Source organism: Candidatus Cyanaurora vandensis (assembly GCF_013285555.1).
Taxonomy (GTDB): domain Bacteria; phylum Cyanobacteriota; class Cyanobacteriia; order Gloeobacterales; family Anthocerotibacteraceae; genus Cyanaurora; species Cyanaurora vandensis.
This window is the reverse complement of sequence record NZ_JAAXLT010000162.1, coordinates 1-25,000: the sequence shown is the minus strand read 5'-3', so window position 1 is coordinate 25,000 and position 25,000 is coordinate 1. Positions and strand designations below refer to the sequence as shown.

General features: G+C 55.6%; 19 protein-coding genes, 2 tRNA genes and 2 rRNA genes (1 of these 23 cut by a window edge). 7 read left to right on the top strand and 16 right to left on the bottom strand.

The window, feature by feature from the left end:
* From HFM78_RS11285 to HFM78_RS11220, 14 genes are all read right to left on the bottom strand, one after another.
* A 23S ribosomal RNA gene (locus HFM78_RS11285) occupies positions 1 to 1,316 on the bottom strand; its annotated part reaches 1,069 nt to the left of the window's first position; the annotation flags it as partial.
* A gap of 100 nt (positions 1,317 to 1,416) precedes the next feature.
* Positions 1,417 to 1,489: transfer RNA gene (locus HFM78_RS11280), tRNA-Ala, on the bottom strand.
* Positions 1,490 to 1,493: 4 nt separating this feature from the next.
* A tRNA-Ile gene (locus tag HFM78_RS11275) sits at positions 1,494 to 1,570 on the bottom strand.
* Positions 1,571 to 1,741: 171 nt separating this feature from the next.
* Positions 1,742 to 3,205 (bottom strand): 16S ribosomal RNA (locus HFM78_RS11270).
* Positions 3,206 to 3,409: 204 nt separating this feature from the next.
* Positions 3,410 to 4,138 (bottom strand): metallophosphoesterase, encoded by a 729-nt coding sequence (locus tag HFM78_RS11265; RefSeq protein WP_287129545.1) that lies wholly within the window; start codon positions 4,136 to 4,138, stop codon positions 3,410 to 3,412.
* Positions 4,135 to 4,950 (bottom strand): bifunctional hydroxymethylpyrimidine kinase/phosphomethylpyrimidine kinase, encoded by an 816-nt coding sequence (gene thiD / locus HFM78_RS11260; protein ID WP_287129544.1) that lies wholly within the window; start codon positions 4,948 to 4,950, stop codon positions 4,135 to 4,137. The genes HFM78_RS11265 and thiD overlap by 4 nt, the downstream gene beginning before the upstream one ends.
* Positions 4,947 to 7,712 (bottom strand): DNA polymerase I, encoded by a 2,766-nt coding sequence (polA, locus tag HFM78_RS11255; RefSeq protein WP_287129543.1) that lies wholly within the window; start codon positions 7,710 to 7,712, stop codon positions 4,947 to 4,949. The genes thiD and polA overlap by 4 nt, the downstream gene beginning before the upstream one ends.
* 35 nt (positions 7,713 to 7,747) lie before the next feature.
* Complete coding sequence (locus tag HFM78_RS11250; protein ID WP_287129542.1) at positions 7,748 to 8,053, bottom strand: hypothetical protein; 306 nt, start codon at positions 8,051 to 8,053, stop codon at positions 7,748 to 7,750.
* Between the two features lie 31 nt (positions 8,054 to 8,084).
* Positions 8,085 to 10,025, bottom strand: a complete 1,941-nt coding sequence (locus HFM78_RS11245) for a secretin N-terminal domain-containing protein (protein WP_287129541.1) — start codon at positions 10,023 to 10,025, stop codon at positions 8,085 to 8,087.
* Positions 10,022 to 10,480 carry a hypothetical protein gene (locus HFM78_RS11240; RefSeq protein WP_287129540.1) on the bottom strand — a complete coding sequence of 153 codons (459 nt, stop codon included), beginning with the start codon at positions 10,478 to 10,480 and terminating at the stop codon, positions 10,022 to 10,024. Before HFM78_RS11240 ends, HFM78_RS11245 begins: the two co-directional genes overlap by 4 nt.
* A 29-nt stretch (positions 10,481 to 10,509) precedes the next feature.
* Positions 10,510 to 11,172 (bottom strand): type 4a pilus biogenesis protein PilO, encoded by a 663-nt coding sequence (gene pilO, locus HFM78_RS11235; RefSeq protein ID WP_287129539.1) that lies wholly within the window; start codon positions 11,170 to 11,172, stop codon positions 10,510 to 10,512.
* Complete coding sequence (locus HFM78_RS11230) at positions 11,169 to 11,849, bottom strand: PilN domain-containing protein (protein WP_287129538.1); 681 nt, start codon at positions 11,847 to 11,849, stop codon at positions 11,169 to 11,171. Before HFM78_RS11230 ends, pilO begins: the two co-directional genes overlap by 4 nt.
* 12 nt (positions 11,850 to 11,861) lie before the next feature.
* Positions 11,862 to 12,977, bottom strand: coding sequence for a type IV pilus assembly protein PilM (gene pilM / locus HFM78_RS11225; protein WP_287129537.1), 1,116 nt, complete (start codon positions 12,975 to 12,977; stop codon positions 11,862 to 11,864).
* A gap of 85 nt (positions 12,978 to 13,062) precedes the next feature.
* Entirely contained in the window at positions 13,063 to 14,112 is a 1,050-nt protein-coding gene (locus HFM78_RS11220) for an A24 family peptidase (protein WP_287129536.1), read from the bottom strand.
* A 185-nt stretch (positions 14,113 to 14,297) separates the two neighbouring features.
* Between HFM78_RS11220 and HFM78_RS11215 the strand changes: the two genes are divergently transcribed.
* The 5 genes from HFM78_RS11215 (at position 14,298) to HFM78_RS11195 (ending at position 18,586) form a co-directional block, all read left to right on the top strand.
* The gene (locus tag HFM78_RS11215) at positions 14,298 to 15,098 is read left to right on the top strand and encodes a cell division protein FtsQ/DivIB (RefSeq protein ID WP_287129535.1); all 801 of its coding nucleotides are present in this window, start codon (positions 14,298 to 14,300) and stop codon (positions 15,096 to 15,098) included.
* 14 nt (positions 15,099 to 15,112) lie between these two features.
* Entirely contained in the window at positions 15,113 to 16,309 is a 1,197-nt protein-coding gene (ftsZ, locus tag HFM78_RS11210; RefSeq protein ID WP_287129534.1) for a cell division protein FtsZ, read from the top strand.
* Positions 16,309 to 16,620 carry a GIY-YIG nuclease family protein gene (locus tag HFM78_RS11205; protein WP_287129533.1) on the top strand — a complete coding sequence of 104 codons (312 nt, stop codon included), beginning with the start codon at positions 16,309 to 16,311 and terminating at the stop codon, positions 16,618 to 16,620. Before ftsZ ends, HFM78_RS11205 begins: the two co-directional genes overlap by 1 nt.
* Entirely contained in the window at positions 16,583 to 17,701 is a 1,119-nt protein-coding gene (gene alr, locus HFM78_RS11200; protein ID WP_287129532.1) for an alanine racemase, read from the top strand. The genes HFM78_RS11205 and alr overlap by 38 nt, the downstream gene beginning before the upstream one ends.
* 234 nt (positions 17,702 to 17,935) lie before the next feature.
* Positions 17,936 to 18,586: a hypothetical protein gene (locus HFM78_RS11195; RefSeq protein WP_287129531.1), complete on the top strand. Its 651-nt coding sequence runs from the start codon at positions 17,936 to 17,938 to the stop codon at positions 18,584 to 18,586.
* Here the strand turns inward: HFM78_RS11195 and HFM78_RS11190 are convergent.
* Positions 18,571 to 19,365, bottom strand: a complete 795-nt coding sequence (locus HFM78_RS11190; RefSeq protein ID WP_287129530.1) for a TlyA family RNA methyltransferase — start codon at positions 19,363 to 19,365, stop codon at positions 18,571 to 18,573. The genes HFM78_RS11195 and HFM78_RS11190 overlap by 16 nt on opposite strands.
* A 165-nt stretch (positions 19,366 to 19,530) precedes the next feature.
* Here HFM78_RS11190 and HFM78_RS11185 point away from each other — a divergent pair, with 165 nt between their 5' ends.
* The gene (locus HFM78_RS11185; protein WP_287129529.1) at positions 19,531 to 21,093 is read left to right on the top strand and encodes a glycosyltransferase; all 1,563 of its coding nucleotides are present in this window, start codon (positions 19,531 to 19,533) and stop codon (positions 21,091 to 21,093) included.
* A 419-nt stretch (positions 21,094 to 21,512) separates the two neighbouring features.
* Here the strand turns inward: HFM78_RS11185 and HFM78_RS11180 are convergent, their stop codons facing one another.
* On the bottom strand, positions 21,513 to 22,364 hold the full coding sequence (locus HFM78_RS11180) for a 6-carboxytetrahydropterin synthase (protein WP_287129528.1): 852 nt from the start codon (positions 22,362 to 22,364) through the stop codon (positions 21,513 to 21,515).
* Between the two features lie 114 nt (positions 22,365 to 22,478).
* Between HFM78_RS11180 and HFM78_RS11175 the strand changes: the two genes are divergently transcribed.
* Positions 22,479 to 24,251: a tetratricopeptide repeat protein gene (locus HFM78_RS11175; RefSeq protein ID WP_287129527.1), complete on the top strand. Its 1,773-nt coding sequence runs from the start codon at positions 22,479 to 22,481 to the stop codon at positions 24,249 to 24,251.
* Positions 24,252 to 25,000: the final 749 nt, after the last annotated feature.

Genomic DNA, 25,000 nt, shown 5'->3' with positions numbered 1-25,000 from the left:
ACCTTCCGGAGGAACCCTTAGGTTTTCGGGGTATTGGATTCTCACCAATATTTTCGCTACTCAAGCCGACATTCTCACTTGTGCTTCGTCCATGCCTGCTTACGCTGACACTTCAACCTACAACACAACGCTCCCCTACCATAAATCCACAACTTCGGTGCATGGCTTAGCCCCGTTCATTTTCGGCGCAGGATCTCTTGACCAGTGAGCTATTACGCACTCTTTAAAGGATGGCTGCTTCTAGGCCAACCTCCTGGTTGTCAATGAAACCCCACCTCCTTAATCACTTAGCCATGACTTGGGGACCTTAATTGGTGGTCTGGGCTGTTTCCCTCTCGACCATGGAGCTTATCCCCCACAGTCTCACTGCCGTCTAACGCAAGGGTATTCGGAGTTTGGTTCGATTTGGTACCGCTCTCGCAGCCCGCACCGATTCAGTGCTCTACCCCCCTTGCTACCCAACGACGCTGTGCCTAAACACATTTCGGGGAGAACCAGCTATCGCCGTGTTCGATTGGCATTTCACCCCTAACCACAACTCATCCGCTAATTTTTCAACATTAGTCGGTTCGGACCTCCACGCAGTGTTACCTGAGCTTCATCCTGGCCATGGTTAGATCACACGACTTCGGGTCTACGCCTAGTGACCAACGCCCTATTCAGACTCGGTTTCCCTGTGGCTCCGTCATTTCCGACTTAACCTGCCACTAAACGTAACTCGCCGGCTCATTCTTCAACAGGCACGCTGTCACCCGTTAAATCGGGCTCCAACTGCTTGTAGGCAAACGGTTTCATGTTCTATTTCACTCCCCTCCCGGGGTTCTTTTCACCTTTCCATCGCTGTACTGGTGCGCTATCGGTCACAGGCGAGTATTTAGCCTTACCAGATGGTCCTGGCGGATTCACACGGGATTCCACGTGTCCCATGCTACTCGGGATTGGGCTCGGGTTTGTCAGCTTTCGACTACGGGATTATCACCCTCTGTGATGCTACTTTCCAGAAGCTTCGTCTAGCCAACGCACTCCTAAATGCCGTCCCACGACCCCGACAGACCTAAGTCCATCGGTTTAGGCTGTTCCCCGTTCGCTCACCGCTACTAGGGGAATCACTTTTGTTTTCTCTTCCTCGAGCTACTAAGATGTTTCAATTCGCTCGGTTCCCTATAAGCTACCCCATTACGGGTAGCGGGTTGCCCCATTCGGATATCCCCGGATCAAAGCATGCTTCCTGCTCCCCGAGGCGTTTCGCCGGTCGCCGCGTCCTTCATCGGCTGCCTGTGCCAAGGTATCCACCGTTTGCCCTTTCTAGCTTAAATGGCGTGTAACCTGACTTCTCTCTATGCAGTTTTCAAGGTGCTTTACAAAGGTATCACGCCTTACGAGGTCAACAAGTTTTTGTCGACTTACCACTTTTTTTGGAGGTAAGCGGACTCGAACCGCTGACATCTGCCTTGCAAAGGCAGCGCTCTACCAACTGAGCTATACCCCCAGGGTGGTGGGCTATTCTGGATTCGAACCAGAGACCTCACCCTTATCAGGGGTGCGCTCTAACCAACTGAGCTAATAGCCCAATCTGGCAAGTGCCAAAGAGGGACCAAACCCAGCCTAACCTGAAAGAAAAAAGAATGTCCGATCGACCTGGGATACCAGTCAACCCCCTGGGACTTAAATTGAGGCCCTTAATGAATCCCGAATTAGGATTCAGAGTCTCTGTCACCAGTGTTGCTGGAGGTCTCCCTAGAAAGGAGGTGATCCAGCCGCACCTTCCGGTACGGCTACCTTGTTACGACTTCACCCCAGTCACCAGCCCTGCCTTCGGCGGGTACACCGACTTCGGGCATGACCAGCTTCCATGGTGTGACGGGCGGTGTGTACAAGGCCCGGGAACGTATTCACCGCAGTATGCTGACCTGCGATTACTAGCGATTCCGACTTCATGGAGGCGAGTTGCAGCCTCCAATCTGAACTGAGCGACGGTTTTTGAGATTGGCTCCCCTTCGCAGGTTCGCAACTCTTTGTCCGCCGCATTGTAGCACGTGTGTAGCCCAGGGCGTAAGGGCCATGCTGACTTGACGTCATCCCTACCTTCCTCCGAGTTGTCCCCGGCAGTCTCGCCAGAGTGCCCAACTTAATGATGGCAACTGACAACAAGGGTTGCGCTCGTTGCGGGACTTAACCCAACATCTCACGACACGAGCTGACGACAGCCATGCAGCACCTGTGTTCGAGTTCCCGAAGGCACTCCCACGTTTCCGCAGGATTCTCGACATGTCAAGCCCTGGTAAGGTTCTTCGGGTTGCATCGAATTAAACCACATGCTCCACCGCTTGTGCGGGCCCCCGTCAATTCCTTTGAGTTTCACACTTGCGTGCGTACTCCCCAGGCGGGACACTTAACGCGTTAGCTACGGCACGACGCGGGTCGATACGCATCACACCTAGTGTCCATCGTTTACGGCCAGGACTACTGGGGTATCTAATCCCATTTGCTCCCCTGGCTTTCGTACCTCAGCGTCAGTTACAGTCCAGCAAGGCGCTTTCGCCACAGGTGTTCCTCCACATATCTACGCATTTCACCGCTACATGTGGAATTCCCCTTGCCCCTACCATACTCAAGTCTGCCAGTTTCCAGGGCCGATCCGCAGTTAAGCTGCGGGCTTTAACCCCAGACTTGGCAAACCGCCTACGTACGCTTTACGCCCAATAATTCCGAATAACGCTTGGATCCCCCGTATTACCGCGGCTGCTGGCACGGAATTAGCCGATCCTTATTCGTGAGGTACCGTCAGAATTCGTCCCTCACAAAAGAGCTTTACAGACCACAGTCCTTCATCACTCACGCGGCGTTGCTCGGTCAGGCTTTCGCCCATTGCCGAAAATTCCCCACTGCTGCCTCCCGTAGGAGTCTGGGCCGTGTCTCAGTCCCAGTGTGGCTGATCATCCTCTCAGACCAGCTACCGATCGTAGCCTTGGTAAGCCTTTACCCCACCAACTAGCTAATCGGACGCGGGCTCATCCTCAGGCGATAAATCTTTCAGCCTTCGCCATATGGGTTATTAGCAGCGGTTTCCCACTGTTATTTCCCACCTGAGGGCAGATTCCCACGCGTTACTCACCCGTCCGCCACTGTCTTGCGACCGTTCGACTTGCATGTGTTAGGCACGCCGCCAGCGTTCATTCTGAGCCAGGATCAAACTCTCCGAAGTGAGTTTGGGCCAACGTCATTTAAACGCCGACCACTAAGGCTCTCATTTAGCCCGTGTTATCACCGAAGTGAAAACACTTAATGTAACCAAGTTATTGACTCGGGCCATTCTTTTTGGCTTTCAGGTTATTCTTTTTTAAAGGTTCGGTTCCCTCTCGGGCTCACCTAATATAGCAATGCCTTTTCTAGAGTGTCAAGCTTTTTTTTAGAGGGAATATAAAATTCTTTTCTCGGGCAGGATTAGTGCGGCTAGAGCAGCTTGGCTATGACAGCCACAACCCGCATCCAGAAAGCAGATGTGGTCATAGAGGCGGGCCTCAAAGATCTCTTCACGCAGCCGATGGATATGCCCACAGACGGCGTACCGCGCTGGGTGTTGGTAGGCATACTCAGCTTCGGGGATACGTCCGGGGTAGGACCAGCAGTACAGTTCGCGGGGCAGGGGCAGGGACTCCATGACCGTGAGACCACCAACGGGGCGGTAGATCGGTTTGGGGATGGGGGCATGACTGAAGAAGTAATCAGCAGTCTCATGGTAGAAAGGCAGACTATTGAGGAAATCGAAGTGACCGCAGGCGCGGAGGGCTTTGAGGAGTTGGGGAGTGGTCTTCAGCTCGGCTCCTAAGAAGCGGCGGTAGGAGGCAATGGTCGCGACTCCGCCGTTGTTGGGCCGAAACCAAGTGTCATTACCCGTTTCTAGATGCTCTAGCATTAGTTCTTCATGGTTGCCGCGCAGGATGACTGTGTTGGGGTATTGGGCGCGGTGCTTGATGAGCCAGTCAATAATTCGGGCACTGTCTGGTCCCCGGTCAATCATGTCGCCGAGGAAAACCAAGTTGTCTAGGGTGTAACCCAGAACACAGAGCATACCCAGGAGATTTTGAAGTTTGTCCCACCGTCCGTGGATATCGGGAATCACGATTAAGGGGTTCATAGTGCTTTCCAGGGAAGAGGTCGGGCCTGGGCAAAGCTGTGACCGACGGGTCCTTGGCCTTGACCAATTGCTAGGGCGTGGCGGAGGGCTTGATCGAGGAATTGTTTGGCCTGGGTGATGGCTTCAACCATGGGATAACCCAGGCTCAGGTAAGCGGTAATGGCGGCGGCTAACGTACAGCCGGTGCCGTGGGTATTCATGGTGATGATGTTGGGGATTATGAAGTTCGTCAGGGTAATTCCATCAAAAAATACGTCCGTGCCGGGATGCTCAGCCCTAGCTCCCCCTTTGACTAGGACGTAACGGGGTCCTTGGGCATGGATACGTCGGGCAGCCTCACCCATCTCAGCTAGGGTCTGGACTGTCATACCGCTCAAAATAGCGGCTTCGTAGAGATTAGGCGTGACGAGGGTTGCCAGGGGAAAAAGAGTCCGCTGGTAGGCCGTGGTGGCATCTTCGTCCAAAAGTCTTGCTCCAGTGCGGGAGACCATCACTGGGTCTACAACCAGCGGGGTGAGACCCAGGGTTTTAATCTCTAGAGCTATGGTCTGGATAATGACCCGGTTCAAGAGCATCCCGGTTTTTGTAGCATCCACCCCAATATCAGTCACGACCATCTGGATTTGGTCTCGGATGTGGTCGAGGGGCAGGCTATGGGTAGAGCGGACCCCGCAGGTATTTTGAGCCGTGGTACAGGTGAGGGCACTCATCCCATGTACACCCAGACAGACAAAAGTTTTAAGGTCAGCTTGGATACCCGCGCCGCCCCCGGAGTCAGAACCGGCAATGGTCAGGGCGCGGGCTATCGTCATTTAGCCTCCAACCAGGAGGGTCCACAGTGGATATCGGCAAAAAGGGGGACCTGGAGTGGGTAGGCGTTCTCCATGGCGGTGCGGATTACGGTTTCAACTAGGGGCCATTCGGCTTGAGGGACTTCAAAGACGAGTTCATCATGAACCTGAAGGACCATGCGGGTCTGATAGGGCTTGAGTTCCTGGTGGAGGGTAATCATCGCTTGTTTGATGATGTCGGCAGCGGTGCCTTGAATTGGGGCATTAGTGGCTTGGCGGAGGGCGGTGAGGCGTTGGTTGGTGGGGAGTTGGTTCAGGCCCGGGAAGTGACGACGACGGCCTAGGAGGGTCTCGACATAACCTTGTTCGAGAGCTAGTTTCTCCGTGCCCCTCAGGTAGGCAAAGACCTTGGGGTAACGTTCATAAAAGCTCTCTAGAAATTTCTGGGCTTCCTGGGAGGTCACGCCAGTCTCGCGAGCGAAACGCTGGGCTCCCATCCCGTAAACCACCCCAAAATTGATGGTCTTGCCTAAGTAGCGTTGTTCACGAGTGATATCTTCCCGGTTGAAGAGGAGTTGTGCGGTCAGGGTATGGACATCACCCTTATTCCGAAAAGTATCAATTAGGATTTGTTCGCCGCTCACATGGGCCAAGATCCGTAACTCGATTTGCGAATAGTCCGCCGAGACTAGACAGCAGTCCACATCGGGAATAAAAGCTTGCCGGATGCGTTTGGACAGTTCGGTACGGATCGGGATATTTTGCAGGTTGGGGTTAGAGGAACTCAGCCGTCCGGTTACAGTTACGGCTTGATTAAAGTCGGTATGGACGCGGCCGGTTTTGGGGCTGACCAGATTGGGTAGAGCTTCGACGTAGGTGGAGCGCAGTTTAGCGAGGGTCCGGTGTTCGAGGATGCCATCGACTAGCGGGTGGTCGCCTTGGAGCTTTTCAAGGGTGGCGGCATCGGTGGACCAGCCTAAGGTTGTCTTGCGAGTCTTGCGGGTGGAGAGACCCAGACGGTCAAAGAGAATTTCGCTCAGTTGCTTAGGGGAGTTGAGGTTGAAGGTCATCCCGGCGGCAGCATGGACCTGTTGTTCCAGGCGTTCGAGGTCCAGTTGTAATTCCTGGGAGAGCTTGGCTAGATAATCGCTGTCAATCCGAATCCCGACCCATTCCATATCGGCGAGTACTTCTTCAAGCGGGAGTTCGAGAGTGTGAAAAATGTGAAGAAGTTTGGGATTATTAGCGAGTCGGGATTGAAGAATGTTTGTGACTCGATAAGCACAGAGAGCGTCCATCGCACAGTAATTCGCAACTTTGGTAATAGGTAATTCATCAATCGTCTTACCCCGTGGTACCAGTTGCTCATAGGGAGTCATCTCTACACCCAACAGGTTCAACGCAATTACGTCGAGCTTATGCTGGCCCTCAGGTTGGAGGTCATAGCTCGCCAGCATTGGATCAAAAACTACACCCCGGAGTTCTAAACCCTGTTGTCTCAAGATAAGCCGATCATATTTGGTGTTTTGAAAAATCTTAGGCCGCTTGGGGTCGGCAAATTCGGGGGCGAGAGCAGCTAGAACTATACCTAGATCTAAACATGTTCCCTCACGATGCCCCAAGGGAAGGTAGTAAGCGGTATCAGCAGACCAAGCGCAACCAATCCCCACAAGGCGAGCTTCATGGGGATCGAGACTAGTAGTCTCGGTATCCCAGGCCACCGGACCAGGATGTTCACGCAACGCAGTTAGAAAGTCTTGAAATGCAGTTAGGGTGTCTACAATAACAACTTGGTGCGTGGATCTAACCGTGGGCTTGAAGTCAAACCAGAGGTCCTCCGATTCCATCACTAATTCGCGTGGCAGTGGGGGGCCGGAGGTTTCAAGCTGTCCGCCACGGGCAAACTGTTCCACTTGACGGGTCAAGGTCCGAAACTCTAGCTGGTTCAGCATTGTTTTGACTGCATCTAGGTCAAAATTCCGCCAATAACAATCCTGGAGCGTCACAGCTAGGGGTACATTAGTACGGAGGGTTGCCATCCAGTAGGAATGGTCAGCCTCTTTTTTACCTTCAATCAGTTTCTTCTGAACTGCACCTTTAATTTCATCAATATGTTCATAAATTGCAGCGAGATTAGGGTAGTCTTCCAGGAGTTTAACGGCAGTCTTAGCCCCGATGCCCTTGACACCGGGAATATTGTCTGAACTATCACCGCAGAGATCTTTGTAGTCCACAATTTGATTGGGCCAAACCCCCAACTTATCTTTAATTTCCTGGGTTCCAAACTCCAGGATCATTCCTTGTTTACTGTTGGGTTGCAGGACGGTAATTTGTCGGTCTGGATCTACTAGCTGGAAGAGGTCTTGGTCTCCAGTGAGGATTTTGACCTGATGACCTTCCCGGAGTCCGGCACAAGCTAAGGTCCCCAAAATATCATCGGCCTCAAAGCCCAAAAGCTCAATCGTCGGGACCTGCATCGCCGTAAGAATCCCTTTGAGATTTTCTAAATCACTGATAAATTCAGCAGGAGTTTCAGGGCGGCCCGCTTTATAGGTTTCATCTACTTCATGGCGAAAAGTGGGCAGATGGTGGTCAAAGGCTACGGCACAGCCCACAAAATTTTCCTTAGCTAGGACTTCAAAGAGGGCCTTGAGGAAGCCATAGGTCACACTCGTCGGGATGCCCGACTTAGTGCGTAAACCCCCGTCATTGCCGCGATTGAAGGCCCAGTAGGACCGAAAGGCCAGCGAGTGACCATCCACCAGCAACAACAGCTTGTTCATGGACCCATTGTAACTTCCCCAGTTGTGGGCTCTAGTTAGGGGTTGGTGGTGTCGGCTTGGTTCTGGGTGGCTTCGTAATACCCCAATTCCTGGCGCAGAGAAGTCGTGAAGGGCGTAGGTAAATCACGGGTCCGCAGGGCGGGCTCCACGTAGGCATTCTCGTAGTTCTGGACAAACTGTTTGAAGATTGGTCCTTGCTTGAGCCGAATTACGTTCTCACTGTAATCAAAGGGGGAATAGGGGATGCTAGACCAGACATCGCTGAGGGGAACTTCTTCAACACCTTGGGCGAGGACAGGTCCCATCAGTAGGGGTAAAAGTAGCAACAGGGATTTTTTCACGACTTTCTCCTCATCTAGGTTTGCTCACTGACTAGGGCTGGATGCTCGTTGGCGGGGTGCCCGTCTCGACTGGGTCCTTCAAGACGTAAGGTGTAACCATCAAGGCGAGTTCCCGGCGGCGGTTCTGGACTCTCTCGAACCGGAAGAGCACCCCGAGGATCGGGATATCACCGAGGATGGGGACTTTGTTAACCGCTGTGATGTCTTGGTCCTGAATTAAGCCCGCGAGGACTAGGGTTTGACCGTCGCGGAGGCGCAGGCGGCGGATATCAATGTTGCGGCGGCTGAGCAAGGTAATCAGGTTGTTATTGGCATCCCGTTGGGTGGAGATGATCGAGGAGACCGAGGGCCGGATGCCCAAGTTCACATAGCCGTTGTCGTCAATATTGAACAACTGGACATCCAGGATCACCCCGGCGCGGTCTTTTTGGACGGTGGTGGAGGTCAGCCCCGTGGCGGGGTCCACGGTAATCTGAGTCCCCACAATTACGTCATCGCTGATGTCAATTCGTCCGTTGGTGGCATCGGTCACGCCCACCCCGGATTCGAGGACGAGCTTAGGGTCAGCCAGGATTTTGGAGTTCCCGGCTTGAACGGAGGCTTGAATCCGCGCCTGTAACTGGGAGGTCAGATCCGAAACTGTGCTGTCAAAGCTACTGATGAAGTTGTCGCTGACGGCAGGACCAATCGGGGTACCAATGTTAAGTCTGGTCACGGTAGGAACACCACCGGGGAAAGTGGTCTCCCCGTTAATGGGTGTTGACGAAACAGTAGTGCCAGTCGTAGAACCCGCCGCCGTGCTGGTGGAAGGGAAAGTAATAAAGGTAGCAGGGGTCCCGACATTGCCAGTTTCCAAACTGCCGATGGAGAACTTGCCCAACTGGTAGCCAAACCCAATCCCTAGGTTCTTGGTGTCGAGTAGGTCTACATCCACTAGTTTCAGGGCAATCATGACCTGCCGTTTACGGACATCAAGCTGGGCAATCAGGGCGGAGGCGACTTTAAGGGCACGGGGACTCCCGACAATGGTCAGGGAGTTGGTGCGCGGGTCAACGATTGGAACGATGGTTTCTTGGAGTTGAGCGGTCAACTGCTGGAGTTGGGGTAGCACCTGGGCCACGTTCGCCTGGTTGAGTCGGTAGGTTCGTATGGAACTTTGGACTAGATCCTGAGGCAGCGTCGCTCCTACCACTAGCGTACGGTCAATCTTCTGGGCTTTGAGCCCGGTCAGGCGCAAGATCAGATTAAAAGTCTGTTCTAGGGACTCAGACTGGACATCCACCGAGACCGTCTTCCCAGCGACATCCTCAGCGAAAATAGCGTTGAGTCCGGCGCGGCGGGCCATCAGGGTCAGGACTTCACGGGCGGGGGCATCCTTGAGGACCAGGGTAATCGGGTCATTGGTACCAAGGCGCACAAGGGGCTCCACATTCAACGACGCAATCGCCACATCTCCGGTCGGTGGGGCAATGGCGCGGGCACTAAACTGGCGGTTCTGACTGGGCTCCGGGCGGTCTGGGGTCCTGAGATCACCCGCTAGGGTCTCAGTTGCTTTGTTGGTAACAACGCCGGTCCCTGGCCCACCGCCAAGAATCAGGCTGACCCGACTGGGGGTCGCGACATCTACTTTCACCTCAGGTGGGTTGCCTTGCCCAGTGAGGATGATGCGGACGGTACGCTCATCTAACTGCCGGACTTCTAGGCGAGTTACACCACCACCGGGGTTATTGATGACTTCGGGGGCTTTGAGAGCGAGGACAGCTTCTTTGAGGTCAACAAACGTGGTACTCCCCTGGCGACTCATCGTCAACTCGGGGCGAGTCGTGCCCTTGAGTTCAAGGATGACCTTGGTGGGGCTAAAAAATGAACCCCCTTCGAGTTTGACAGCCGTGACATTAGGGAAGGTCTGGGCAATGGTGACGGGGATGAGGAGGGTCAAGCCCACAGTACAGGCGATCAGGAGCTTCTTCATGGGGTGGCCTCTAGTGCGCGGACGATGTATTTGCCGTTCTCGCTGAGGGTTACGGTACGGCTCATGGGCGAGATGGCGACGACTTGGGCAGAGAGGATAGTGTCACCTACTTGAGCAAAGTCTGTACTCCCTTCTCGGCTCAAGATGGCAAGAGTAGGGGTCCCACTAGCAACTACGAAACCCTTCACGTTGACGGAGAGGGCGATGGGAGTGGGGGAGACTTGGAGCATTTTGGAAGGTCTAGGCATGACTGAGAGCTTGGGCGGGGGTTCTACAACGAGGACCGGGACAATCTGGGCTCCCACGGGTTTAGCGAAGGGGTCCGGGCGGCTCCCCGAGACGTTGAGCGCGTCCTGGGTGAATGTTGCCTTAACTGTGGGTGCAATCAGGATCTGGGCGGTCACGGGTAAGGCCAAGCCGACCGCCGTAAGCACACCAATGAGACGAATCAGCATAAACACTCCTCACTCACAAGGGACCGTAATTACTTAGTAGCCGGGGCTGGAGTCGCTGGGGCCGCCGTCGCCGGGGTAACTGAGGGCGGCAACGGACCCGTGGGTAGGGCGTAGGCCGACAGATTAAAGGTGACGGTCAGCGGTTGGGGACCCACGTTGACCTCATTGGCAGCTTTGGTCCCTGGAGCGACCGTGACATCCTCGACCTTGAGCAATTGCTCCAGCCGCTCTAGGTCCTTAAGCAGGACCAAAACTTGGGTAAAATCACCGCTGACGGTAACTTTGCTCGTGGATTTATAAAGGTTACTGAGACCCGTAACTTCAGTAGTGGCGACGAGTTTGCCGGGGGTGAACTGGGTCAAGCTCGCCTGGGAACCCTTAGCAATCCGGGCGATATCAATGAGCAGGATGGATTGGTCCGCTTCCTTGGGCAGTAGGGCCGTCAGATTATCAAAGGTTTGGCGGGCACGGCTGAGCTTGATTGGGACCTGAGCAAGGCTGGTGCGCTGCTGGGTCTGGCTATCAAGATTGGTACGGGCGGTGTTGAGTTGTTCATCTAGAGCCTGGACTTCCGCCACTTTGGGGTAGGCAAAATTGAAGGCTACCACCCCGACAATGCTCCCTAGGACCAATCCCACCATTAGCGCGATGGAGCGGCGGTCTAGGTCAATCCCGAATACTTGGGTTGTCATTGGATCAGGTTCTCCTTCTGTAGGCGGCGTAGTTTTTCGAGCAGTCCGATGGACCCGGCTTCTTCGAGGACCGTGGCGAACTGACCGATACCCTGCTGCTTGAGTTTGAGGTTGAGCTTGTAGGAGACGGTGGCGGGACTCTCAGCGGTGGCAGCTTGTTGGCTAGTGTCTTCGAGTTCCACGGCCTCGACAAAGGGTGAATCTGCCAGGGTCAACTGGAAAGCGGCGACCTGGGTGTAATCCAGGGCACGTCCGCTAATCTGGACAGCGTTCTCCTTAGCAGTGAAGTTCTCTAGCCAGACACTTGAAGGCACTCGGCGGCGCAGGTCTTCAAGGACGGCGGACCAGGGACGCGAGAGGTCAAAGAGGTTGATGACAGCCTGGGAGCGGTTTTGATACTCCTGGAGTTCTTTTTCTTGGCTCTTGAGGCTCGCGACTTCGGCCTGGACCACGCCAATCTGGCTGTTGAGGGCTGCCAGTTCATCGGTCTTACTTCCAATCTGACTGTTGAAGAATAGGGTGACTGCGGCGACTAGCCCTAGAGCGGCGACCGGGAGGACCACCGCGACGATGAGGGGGTCTAGCCCCCCTTCACTCTCAAAGGATTCCGAGACGAGCGGTTCGGCTACTCCCTCAGTGGTGCGGTCCTTCAGAAAGTTAATTTCAGGTACGTACATGGCAACTCCTCCTTAACCCAGGGTGCGTAAACTCAAACCTAAGGCGGTGCCCACGCCCGAACGGATGTCCGCTGGGATTACTTCATCTTCAGTTAAAGAGAGAATCTGTAGGGGGTCAATCCGTTCCACCGGCAAACTCAAGCGTTGGGAAAGATACTGGTCCAACTGGTTCATCGTCGCCCCGGTCCCCGCTAAAAGTATTTGGGCAATGGGGGCCACGTCGCCTTGAGAGAGATAAAAATCCAGAGACCGTTGGATCTCTTCAGCGAGTTCTGTCAAAATCCGCCGTAGGGCCGCCAACCCGCGCCCAGAGAAAGACTGGTCTTCCACCTCGACTCCAGAAGTTCCACTCAGGGGCGGGGTAAGACTCTGTAAAAGACTGGTCGCCTGACCAGGGGGCAGATCGAGGGCACGGCAGAGGGCTTCCCGAAATTCCCAGGTGCCAATCGGTACGGTGCGCGAGAACTGGGGTACGCCTTTGATCAAAATCGAGATCTCAGTCCCGTCCGCCTGGATAACCAGGAGGGCCACCGCCTCCTCAGGGGCGTACTGCAAAAGTTTGTTGCGGAGGACCCGGATAATCGAGAAACTCGCCACGTCCACAACTCTGGTCGTCAACCCGGCCTGCTGAATTGTCGTGAGGTAGCTATCCACAATGTCGCGGGGAGCCGCCACCAACAGCACCTCTTGACGACGAATCCCGTCATTATCCTGGCTGGTCTCAAGGGACTGGTAATCAACGTAGGCTTCATCGCGGGGAAAAGGCAAATACAGTTCGGCTTCTTGGTTGAGGACTACCTCACGTAACTCAGCGGCTTGAAGTTCCGCCGGAAGCCGGATCAACCGCGTCACCGCTTCGCGCGAGGGGATGGCCGTGGCGGCGGTACCAGGCTTGATCCGGCGGGCCTCCATCAGTTCTTGGATGACTCGCGCCACTGCTGCCGGGTTCTCCACCCGTCCATCAATGACCGCTCCCGTCGGGGTGGGTGCCCAGGTGAGGTTACTCAAGGTGAGATTGCGTGGCCCGCGCTTGGTGAGTTGGGTGATCAAGATTTGCTCTGGGGTAATGTCAATGCCGACTCCGACACTCCCCGCGCCCGACGATAACAAGCCTTTTAAGACATTCACTACACCCCGGCTCCTTCACGAAAAAGCACACCCCTGCCAGTTTGTCTAAGACGCGCCCATGCCACTGTATGGCGTAGACCACAGGTCAAGTTATACCCAGAAAGCCTAGGTAATTATCAATCAGTATATTTCCCCACAACAAACTCACTACCCCGCCCAGGGCCAGAAACGGACCAAAAGCAAACCGTTCGAGTGCTCCTAACCGTTGACTCAGACGGGCTCCCAACCCATAGACCGTGCCGGTCAAGAAGCCGACAGCAAGGGCAACCAAGAGGCCCTGCCAACCCAACCAAGACCCCAGAAGACCCGCTAACAGTACATCTCCACCGCCTAGGGCTACTAGTTCATCCGCTTCTTCAAGGATCGGTTTTTGACCAAAACTTCTCAGGATAAACACGGTATCCCAACTCAATAACACCGCACCATAAAACGCCAATCCCACCGCCCAAGGCGGGACTTGGGGGGAGAAAAACAGTCCCAGTCCCCAGCCTGCACCCAGGACCCCCAACGCCGCCACGGGCTGCCAACTCAGTAGTGCGCCTGAGCGGACTTTTAACCACAGGTAAATTCGGCCCAGAACCGCGATGGTATCGAGTAACAAAACGCCCACGCCGTAGCCCAACAAACCCTCTAACAAACCGATTAAGGGACTATCACCAAAAATCACCCCCATCTGCCAGCCCAACCCCAGGTAAATGCCCGGTAAGGTCAGTTCGTGGGGTAATTCCAGGGTATCGAAGTCAATCAGACTCAACGCAAGCAACAGCGCAACCAAGATCATGTATCCCGCTGCGACTACCGTCACCCCGACCTTTAAAACAATTAGCGCAAATAATCCCGCTGTCAGCAGTTCTACCAAGGGATAGCGGGGCGCAATGGGCCGCTGGCAATGTTTACAACGCCCTTGGAGCAGAAGCCAACCCAGGACCGGGATATTCTCAGTGGCACCCAAAGGGGTCAAACAATCAGGACAGCGCGAACCGGGCCATAGTAACGATAAGCCCAGGGGCAAGCGATAGGCGACAACATTGAGAAAACTACCCACCGCCGCTCCCAACATCAGGGCGACCACGACTGCCCAAACCGTAATCGCCACGACGACTCCCACTAAACGCTCACTAGTGTACCCACTCATACCCGTCGCTTTGCGGCTCCAGAAATCTCAGTCTCAAGAGCGTTGATGTACAGACTCACGTAGCGATCTAGGGTAAGACAGCAGCCTATTTTTCATCTCATCCCCACCGATTCGGTTATCCACAAATATTCCTTGACCTGAACCTGAAAAGATGTTCATAATAACCAGTAAAAATACAGTCTTTCATGACGCTTACCCAGGCTCAATTTAGCAAGCAAGATTACGTCGCCCGCCGTAAATTGGTCCGGCGGCAACAATGGTACCAGCGACTTAAGAATTGGTGGCGTTACGGGCTGCTGTTGACTTTAGTGGGATTGAGTTTTTGGGTCGGGCAGAGTCCGTGGGAATTAGTCCGTCCTGAGCAGGTAGTGGTGGTGGGACAACGGGTTTTGACAAGCCAACGGGTCCGCGATTTGCTTGCGCTAGAGTTCCCTTTACGCATCTTTGAAGTGGAACCGGGTGAACTCCAGACCCTTGTACATCGCGAGCCGTTGGTCCTTGCCGTTGGGGTACGTCGGCACTGGCCCCCACGGTTGGAGTTGACAATTTTAGAGCGCACCCCGGTCGCAGTGGCTTTTGAGCAGGGTCAGCCCGGTGTCTTGGACAAAGACGGGGTATGGTTGAGCTTACGCCACTATCCAACCTTGGCTCAGCCGAGTTTGCGGGTGGTGGGTTATACCGCTCAGTTGCAGGCGCGATGGCAGCAGTTGTATCCAATTTTGGCGACAGCGGCGGTCCCAGTCCGGCGGGTGAACTTTTCGGACCCCGCCAACTTGATTCTGGAGACGGGATTGGGGGTCGTCCACCTTGGACACCCCGACCAACTCCAGTTAAAGGAGCAACTATTGACCCTGGACCGGCTGCGTCACCTCCCTCGGGTTGTCGCACGCGAGCGGGTGGCGTTCATTGACCTAAGGAGTCCGCTGGCCCCCCAAATCCGCCAGAAACCCTTACCCACCCCGCCTAAACCCACTATCTTCAACTAAGGAAGTGCCATCCCATGCCCAACTGGACGAAATACCTGCCCGATGAACAAGGCGAACCTCAACAAGCTCGGGTAAGATCAGACCAATCCAATCACGGTTCCTATCGCCCTATGCCCGCGTCTACGCCAGCCAATGAAGATATCATCCCTAGTGTAATGGCCCGCATCAAAGTAATCGGGGTCGGCGGCGGCGGCGGTAACGCCGTTAACCGCATGATTGCCAGTAGTGTCACCGGGATTGAGTTTTGGGCGATCAACACCGACGCGCAGGCCATGCTTAATTCCGCAGCCAATAACCGTTTACAGATTGGACAGAAGCTCACGCGGGGACTCGGGGCCGGGGGAAATCCTTCCATTGGTCAAAAGGCCGCTGAGGAATCCCGTGAGGAGATCTTGAGCATCCTGGAAGGGGCGGATATGGTCTTTATCACTGCCGGGATGGGCGGCGGGACAGGGACCGGAGCGGCGGCGATCGTCGCGGCGGCTGCCAAAGAAGTCGGGGCCTTAAGTGTAGGGGTAGTGACGCGGCCTTTCACCTTTGAGGGCCGTCGCCGGATGCAGCAGGCGGAGATGGGAATTGAGGCCCTACAGCAACGGGTAGACACGCTCATCATTATCCCTAACGACCGTATCCTCAAGGTCATCTCCGACCAGACCCCGGTGCAAGAAGCCTTTCGCTTAGCCGATGATGTGCTACGCCAAGGAGTCCAGGGGATCAGTGACATTATTACGGTGCCGGGGCTTATCAATGTAGACTTCGCCGATGTGCGGGCGGTGATGGCAGATGCGGGTTCAGCTTTGATGGGGATCGGGATGGGTTCTGGCAAGTCACGGGCGAGAGAAGCAGCAGTCACTGCCATCTCCTCCCCGCTCCTGGAATCCTCAATTGAGGGAGCTAACGGCGTAGTCATCAATATCACCGGGGGCCACGACTTGACCCTGGTGGAAGTGAACGAAGCGGCCCAGGCGGTTTTTGACGTGGTGGACCCCAATGCCAATATTATTTTTGGCGCGGTAATTGATGAACGGCTCCAGGGTGAATTGCGGATTACCGTCATCGCTACGGGTTTCAGCAACGAACAGCACAATACCAACAAACTCAACCGCGCCGCCGCGAACTCCCCGCTCAAACCCAGCGGTTCCCCCAGTCCAGCAAACCGAGACGACCTCCTAGATATCCCGGAATTTTTACGTCGTCGCCGCTCCCCCTGATGACGGCCTGGGTCTATCTAGTGCGCTGTGGGGACGGGAGTCTCTATTGCGGGGCGACGACTAATCTAGTCCGCCGGATGGGGTGTCATCAGCGCGGTCAAGGAGCGAAATATATCCGGGCGCGGGGATTTAGTGGGTTAGCCGCCCAGTGGCAGGTGAATTCTTATCCAGCAGCCCTGCGGCTTGAATGCTGGCTCAAGACGAAATCGAAACCTAAGAAAGAAGCCTGGGTCCGCGAACCGGCGCAATTTTGGCAAGCAGTGGAGCAAACCAATGTTACAGCGGGACTATCGGGCCTGGGTCGAGATTGACCCGCAGGCGTTGACCCATAATATTCAGGTCCTCAAACACTGGATCGGGCCAAGGGTCCACCTGCTGGCGGTGGTCAAGGCCGATGCCTATGGTCACGGGGCAGTCAGTGTCAGTGAGACGGCCTTAGCGAGTGGGGTGAGTTGGCTAGGGGTGGCGACAATTGAGGAGGGGATGGCCCTCCGACGGGCGGGGATTCGTTGTCCGATCCTCCTGATGGGGGCAACCAACAGCCCGGAGGAGGTCCAGGAGGTCGTCCACTGGCACTTGCAACCTACCCTATGTACACCCCGGCAGGCCCTCACCTATGCCGAGACTTTACGGGCACCGCTCCCCGTCCATCTCAAAATTGATACTGGTATGAGTCGGCTGGGGACGCGCTGGGAAGCGGGGTTAGACTTCATCCGACTAGTCCACCGTCTACCGCTCTTGCAACCCCAGGGGATCTACTCGCATTTAGCAACGACCCGCTTTGAGGATGGGATCCGTGAGCAGGTAGAACGTTTTGATACAGTCCCCGCCCAAGCTCAAACCCATGGCATGTTACCGCCTTTAGTCCATCTGGCAAATTCGGCAGGGACCCTGCTGAGTCCCCGGTTGCATCACAACTTAGTGCGCGTCGGGGTTGCTCTCTACGGTCTGAGTCCTGAACCTCATTTGGCCCATTTACCCCTCCAGCCCGTAATGAGCGTCAAGGCCCGGATTACTCAGGTGCAGGAGGTTCCTACCGGGACGGGGGTGAGCTACGGGCAGATTTTTGTCACGGTACGCCCGTCCACGCTGGCAACGGTAGCGATTGGCTATGCCGACGGAGTGCCCCGCAATTTATCGAATCGGATTCAAGTTTTAGTCCACGGCAGACCCGTACCCCAAGTGGGGGCAATCACCATGGACCAATGTGTGCTGGATGTAACCGGGATGGCGGGGGTCCAGCCGGGGGATGTGGCGACTTTTTTGGGTCCAGGGGGAGGACAGACCGCCGAGGCTTGGGCGGAGGCGTTGGGGACGATCAGTTACGAGATTCTGTGCGGGTTCAAGCATCGTTTGCCGCGTTTGGTCCTGGCTTCTGTCCCGAGTCATTAACCTTAGCGAATCGTCTTAGTTGACTTATGCTCAGGACATGGCCTATGGCAACATTAGAACAAGTACAGTCGGTTCGCCTAGGGACTTGAACTTTGCTGGAAGAAAAGGCGAGCGCGGCGTATACCCGCCGTCGAACTATCTACGTCACGCCTATAAGGAAGTGGTTTTTAGTTTAATTCCGCCGCTCTACTCAAGCGGATTAGGCTAGAGTCTACTGGGATTTAGGTATTTCCCTTGTTCAAACAAATGCTCGCACTGCTCGTGGTCTTGGGCATGGGCACCACGCCTGCCCAAGCTACTGCGCCCCTTTTCTTGAGTCCAGCGATGGACCTCGCCGGGAAAGCCTTCACCCCCGAACGTTTGGAGGGCCGGTATACCTGTGTCATCGTCGCCAATCGAGAGAATGCGGATGCGGCGGCTAAGGTTGGTCAGGAACTAGTCTACAACTTCAGCAGTAACCGCAACTTTGCTTTTGTCACGGTGGCGGATCTACGCGGGGTGCCCGATTTTGCCCATGGGCTAGCAACCACAATGATCGAGGAGCAATTGACAGCAGCCCGTGCCCAACTCAAAGAACGTTTCCGTCAGAATGGACGAGTTTATGAACCCGGTCTCTGGGTCTACATCCCGGACTGGGAGGGGACTGTTACCCTCGATCTGCTCAAGGCGAGTCCCCTAGCGGAATACTGGATTTTTGACCGGGAACTGACTCAACTAGCCCGGTTTGAGCGTGGTGCCATCGAGCGTAATCAGAAGACATTACGGAGCCGGGTACAGTTTTTCATCTTGGACCGCAAGGGCAAGATTAAACATCATTTCCAGGATGTAGGCGCGGCCTCCACGGTCATTGCCACTCTCCGCGTCTTGGCTCAAGCCTTAAAGTGAGCGTGGGCAGCTTGGACCACTACTTTCGGCTCGACGGGCTGCGCCTGGGTCCCCAGCCAAAGCCAGTACTCAATATTGCCCTCGGGTCCGGTGAGGGGCGACCAAGTGAGGCCCTGAGTTTGCCAGCCCTGTTGCTCAGCCGCTTGGATAATTTTAGTTAGTACAGCTTGGTGAATCTGAGGATCACGCACTACCCCCCGGCCCACCTCGGCCCGTCCACACTCGAATTGGGGTTTGACCAGTAGTAGACTCGCGCGGGGTTCTACCAATAAATCCCAAAGAGCCGGGAAAATTTTAGTTAACGAAATAAAAGATAGGTCCACCACAGCGAGGTCCGCCCGTGGGTCCCCGGCGGGATAGAGTTGGTCAGCCGTGAGATAGCGCAGGTTGGTCCGCTCCTTGAGGATGACGCGGGGGTCAGTCCGCAGTGTCCAAGCCACCTGCCCGTAGCCCACATCTACGCCATAGACCCGGCTGGCCCCTTGTTGCAAGAGACAATCGGTGAATCCGCCGGTGGAAACGCCCCCATCCAGACAAACCCGGCCTGCAAGTAACGGCTGAAACACCTGCAAGGCCCCCAGTAACTTTTCGCCGCCGCGTGAGACAAACCGGGGCGCGACTTTGATGATAATTTCCGCCGCCGGGTCCACCGGGGTACTCGGTTTATCGGTGAGTTCGCCATTGACCCGGACCTGCCCCGCTCGGATCAGCAGTTGGGCTTGGTGGCGGCTGGGGCTGAGTCCCCGTTCAACGAGGGATTGGTCAAGGCGTTGGGGCATGGTCTCAGTGTAGCGAGTCCCGGCGACTCAACCCCGCGCCTCTAACGGGTCTCTAGGACTACCCAACGCAGAGCAAGAACTATCGCTTCTGCCTCAGCTGCTCACTGGTTGCTAGCCCCTAGCTACACTCTGCGGTAAGGTATCAAAACGCTGCCGGAGTCCACCATGCCCGATTGGGTCGCCTTGACCATGCTCATCCTCAACAGTCTGGCGGCGGGGTGGTTATTTCTTTATGGGATGAACGCTTACTGGTTGACCGCCCACCGTCACCGTCGTCCCCAAGCCCCGCTCGTGACCCCCTCGACCTGGCCCGCCGTCACTATCCAACTACCTATCTATAACGAACTCTACGTCGCGCAACGCCTAGTCGAAGCTATTCTGCAGCTAGATTACCCCCGTGACCAACTCTATATTCAGGTCCTTGATGACTCCACAGATGAGACCTGTGACATTCTGGGTGAACAAGTAACCCAAGCCCGACAGTCGGGGTTCCAGATCCAATACCTACACCGCACTGACCGTCAGGGCTTCAAGGCCGGGGCGTTGCGGGCGGCGCAAGGTTCACTCCAGACTGAGTATGTGGCGATTTTTGATGCTGATTTTTTGCCCGCCCCGGACTGGCTCAAGCAGAGCATGGGCCACTTCACTGCCCCAGAGATCGCGGTGGTCCAGACGCGGTGGGGCCATCTGAATCAGGACTATTCTCTGCTGACTCGCCTGCAAGCCTTGGGGATTGACGGGCATTTCACGGTGGAGCAACAGGCCCGTGCCCGTGAAGGCTATTGGCTCAATTTCAATGGGACGGCGGGGATCTGGCGGGTAAGGGCGGTCTTAGCGGCGGGGGGCTGGCAGGCGGATACCCTGGCGGAGGATATGGACTTGAGCTATCGGGTACAGTTGGCGGGCTGGCGGCTGGCCTATGCTCAAAATATTGTCGCTCCGGCTGAACTACCCGTAGCCATCTCCGCCTACAAGCTCCAACAACACCGTTGGGCCAAGGGTTCGATCCAATGTGCCCGGAAACTCTTACCCCAGGTGCTACGGCAACCGGGTCCCTGGACGCGGAAATTACAAGCCTTTCTCCATTTGACGGGGTACTGTGTCCATCCTTTAATGGTCCTCATTTTGTTATTGTCGCTACCCCTATTGACGGTACCCTGGGTCCCTAAACATCCGCTGAGTATGGTCTGGGGGACGTTCATGGTCCCGGCGACCCTCGGGCCACCCTTGCTCTATGCCATGGCCCGCCGGGACCTCGACCCGAAGGGCTGGCGACGGGAAGGCGGGTTAGTGGCGTTGTTGGCGGTCTTGGGGACAGGGATCTCTTGGGCGAACAGTTGGGCCGTGGGGGCGGCTCTCCTCAACCGAGATACCCCCTTTCGGCGCACGCCTAAATTTAACGTCCGCCACCCTGGGGACCGTTGGCAGGATAAACGCTACCGCTTGGGTCTGGATTGGCTGTTACTCGGGGAGATTTTACTGTGTCTCTACAGTGCCCAGGCCATTCAAATCGCGCTCCAGACCGGGGCCTATGGGGTTTTACCGTTTTTGTTGTTGTACCTGTTGGGCTATGGCTATGTGGCGGGGTTGGGGCTCTGGCAACAGTTAAGTCCGCGTCCGCCAAGTGAGGGCTGGGTGACTCACCCCCAGCCCCAAAGCGATTCCCGTCAAAATAGTCAAGGTTCCCAAACCCCGGAGGGCTCCGGCTACCCACGGAGTCCACGGTAGCAGCCCAGTCTGGACCAGCAGGTAGTTCCAGTCGTGGATCACATGCCCCCCGCCGAGTAGGGGTAATTGCATCGCCATGGCATCAGCTGCATAAACCGAGACATTGAGCATACTCTGCCCGACCCAAAACAGGACCAGAGCCGCTGAGTAGGGCTGTCCTTGGCGTAGGAAATACCCGACAAACAGGGCGGGCATCATCACTTGCAAGAGACTCCCCCCGGCAATCATCATAAATTCCCCAAAGGGCCGAAACAGGACATGGCCCGCCTCATGGATCAAGAGGTCCACCCCATCCAACCACCGCCATTCCTCCGGGGTCAGGGCCATGCTCAAAAAATAAGCTCCGACAACTAAGACCAACAAGCTCTGCGTGGCCCGGTTGGGGTGGACCTCGACGCGGATGGTATCCCCCCGTTTCACTAGCCGTGGGCCGTCAATAGAGCGACCAGGTTCGGGACAGGTGCGGTCACTAAGACCTCAGCGGCATTGTTGGGGCTCTCAATGAGCTTAATTTTATGAAGACGCGCCCCCAATTCCTGAATAGGGGTTTGGAGGAGTTGGGCAATGTGGAGGGCGATATTCTCGGCGGTGGGGACGACGGTTTGAAAATAGGGAAGGTCGTGGTTAAGGAATGTATGGTCAAAGGGTTTGACCACATGGCGTTCGATGGCCTGTTGCAGATGTGCTAGGTCCACAATCATCCCAGTCCGTGGGTCAATTTCACCCGCCACCGTGACCTCTAGCCCGTAGTTGTGTCCATGACCGTGGACGCGGGCACACAGCCCGTAGATTTCAGTATTCTCCGCCAGGGTCAGGGTATCAAGGGCGAGGCGGTGGGCGGCACTGAAGTGGGTGGAGACGGTGAGATAGGCAGTCATAGCTTCTCCTTGGTAGGCAGCCCAGAGGGTGTCGGTTTCATAGATTTGGATCTGGGTGATGGGCAAGTGGGGCTTAAGCCGTGCCCAGATGACAGCGGCGAGATATTCGGTGGTGGGCAGGGTGTGGGCGAATTCGGGCCAGACGGTGTTGAGGTGCTGGTAATTGAGTGGAGCGGTAACAAGGTCACGGATCTGGTGTTTGACCTCGGAGAGATTGAGGACCATGCCGTACCCATCCACCGGACCCGCCATCGTCACAAACAGGACGTAATCGTGCCCATGTACCCCGACGGTTGGACCAAACCGGGCTTGATTCTGTGGGGGAGTGCATTCTTCGAGCCAGTAACGGTGGCTGGCATTGAACTTAGCCCGCCGGACAATGGTGCAGTACATGAATCTTCATGAAGACAGCTATTTCCAGGATACGCCAGAAAAGGTATGGAGCCGGGGTGCGCTTCCCACTAAGGAGTTAAGCTGAGCAACGGATGCTGAACCGAGGCAAGTCCTATGGCTAAACCCAGGGGTTTCGGCCCGACCAACCACCCGCCGTCTGTGGTGGACCTCCTAGCCCAAGCCCGTCAGCAACTCAAGGCGGGTCAACTAGAGCAAGCCAGGGTAATTTACCACCAGGTCTACCAGCAGCAACCCGACCAACCGGAAGCCCTCAACGGTTTAGGAAGTATTGCCCTCCGCCGAGGTGATCTAGTCGGGGCTAGTCAATGGCTAGAACAGGCTCTCCAAGCCCTGCCCCGCCCCGAGACCCACCAAGCCCTAGGTAAAGCCCTAGAAGCCCTGGGTCAATCCGACGCGGCCCAGTACCATTACGAACAAGCCCTGACCCTAGCCCCGCACTGGGACGAACCTTTTTATACCTTGGGGGTCCTTCTGGCAAACTCGGGTCAGCTTACCGCCGCCAGCCATAGATTCGAGCAAGCCATCGCGCTACGACCTAAACTAGCTCAGACCCAAGTTTGTCTGGCGAATGTCCTCCAGGCCCAGGGTCAGGGTGCCGCCGCTATCGCCCGTTACCGTCAAGCCTTGGCCCTTGAACCCCGGTTAGCCGTCACCCATTCCAACCTGCTGTTGGCCCTGCAATATCAAGCGGATCTGACTCAGACCACTTGGCAGTCCGCCTTAACCGACTTTGCCCAGACCTGTGCTCCTGCTAGTCCCCGACCCAAACCCACACGCCAGAGTCGTTTGCGGGTAGGTTATGTCAGCCCGGATTTTCGTCATCACTCCTGTCAGTGGTTTATTGAGCCGCTGCTGGCGTCTCACGACCGGGAGCAGTTTGAAGTGATTGGCTACAGTGAGGTCCCGCAACCGGATGGGGTGACGGCCCGACTCCGTGCATTGATGGAGGGTTGGCACAGCACGGTGGGACTCAGCGATCTAGCGTTGGTGGAACTGATTCGAGCGCACCAGCTTGATATTTTGGTGGACTTGGCTGGACATACGGCTAGTAATCGGCTCCCGGTCTTCGCTCAGCGGTTAGCTCCGGTTCAAGTCTCATGGTTGGGCTTTCCAGGAAGTACGGGTTTACAGGAGATGGATTATCGGCTGTCGGACTCCTGGCTGACGCCACCGGGCACCCCGGAGTATTTCGCGGAGACGGTGTGGAATCTGGACCGCCCCGCCCACTGCTACCAACCTCCCGCCGATTTACCAACCGTCAACTCCCTACCCGCAGTAACGGAAGGTTTCATTACCTTTGGGTCTTTCAATAACATCAGTAAAGTAACAGACCAAACGCTCAGCTTGTGGGGTCAACTGCTCCACCAAGTCGCCGGGAGCCGTCTGGTCCTGAAGTCCCGTCAGACGAGCGATCCGGGGGTGCAGCAACGGGTCTGGACTCAGCTTGCCCAGTGGGGGATTGGACCGGAGCGGGTGACTTTTTTAGCTAATTGCGCGACCACCGTTGAACATTTGAGCTGTTATCACCAGATTGACCTAGCCCTCGATACTTTCCCGTACCAAGGAGCCACCACGACCCTAGAAGCTCTCGTCATGGGCGTGCCCGTACTCTCCTTGACCGGGGAGCGGACGGCTTCACGCTACGGATTCTCCTTTTTAAGTGCTATTGGGTTAGCGGAGTTGGCCCCCACTGATGCTGAAACCTGGGTCCGGGTAGGTGTGGATTTAGCTCAGGACCGGACGCGGCTCACCCAGTTACGCGCCAGTTTACGGGAATGGGTCCTCGCTTCGTCCCTCGGGGATGGGGTAGGTTTTGCCCGTGCTGTAGAAGACTGTTACCGCCAATGGGCTGCGCTATCAACATGAGTAACCGGGTTCAGAATCACTTGCACCGCGCCTTTAAAATACGTTCACATCGCTCGGCACCTAGGCAAATTTTCCCTACTTCAGCGGGTCGAATTATGCCAAGAAGTATAAATGAGCGTTCACCCTTCTTATAAAAGTTCTTACAATTCCGTGTCGCCCTTACTAATGCATCCTGAACAAGGTGACGACTGCGGTTCTCTAAGTCAAAAAGAGGGGGTAAAGCTGAGTCTTGCAAGCCGTTCACATAATGGCTACGCAGCATAACCTGATCCGCGAGTAGCCATGTCTCCATACAAGTTACCATCAGCAAAACGTCCTCATCTATCCATCCGCTGGCTGTTGCTAATCATCGCGGGTTGTGAGATGTAGCCATGTTTGCTCGATATCAGTGATAAAGTCTTCGCTATCGATCCACAACAGGATAATGTCACCTTCTTTTCGATTCTTCAGTGCAGTGCAGAATTTATCGAAAGCTTGAGCCCTTCCTCCGCAAGCAATCAGCCGTGGCATCCGGTCTAGAGCTAGCTTCTCAAGGTACTTGCGAAAACCCTCACGACAGCGTGATAAGAGGTCTTTTGAGTCTCCCCCACCCTCCAGATAAATTTTAATAGTTACCAACGTGTACCCCCAATCTCTCCGCTTGTCCAGAGTTGACCGGAAATATGGGATGCAAGCCCCGTCCTTCAGGACGGCTTTATCCCCTGATATGCTAGGATAATATCATGTTCATCCGAGAAGCCAAGCTAACT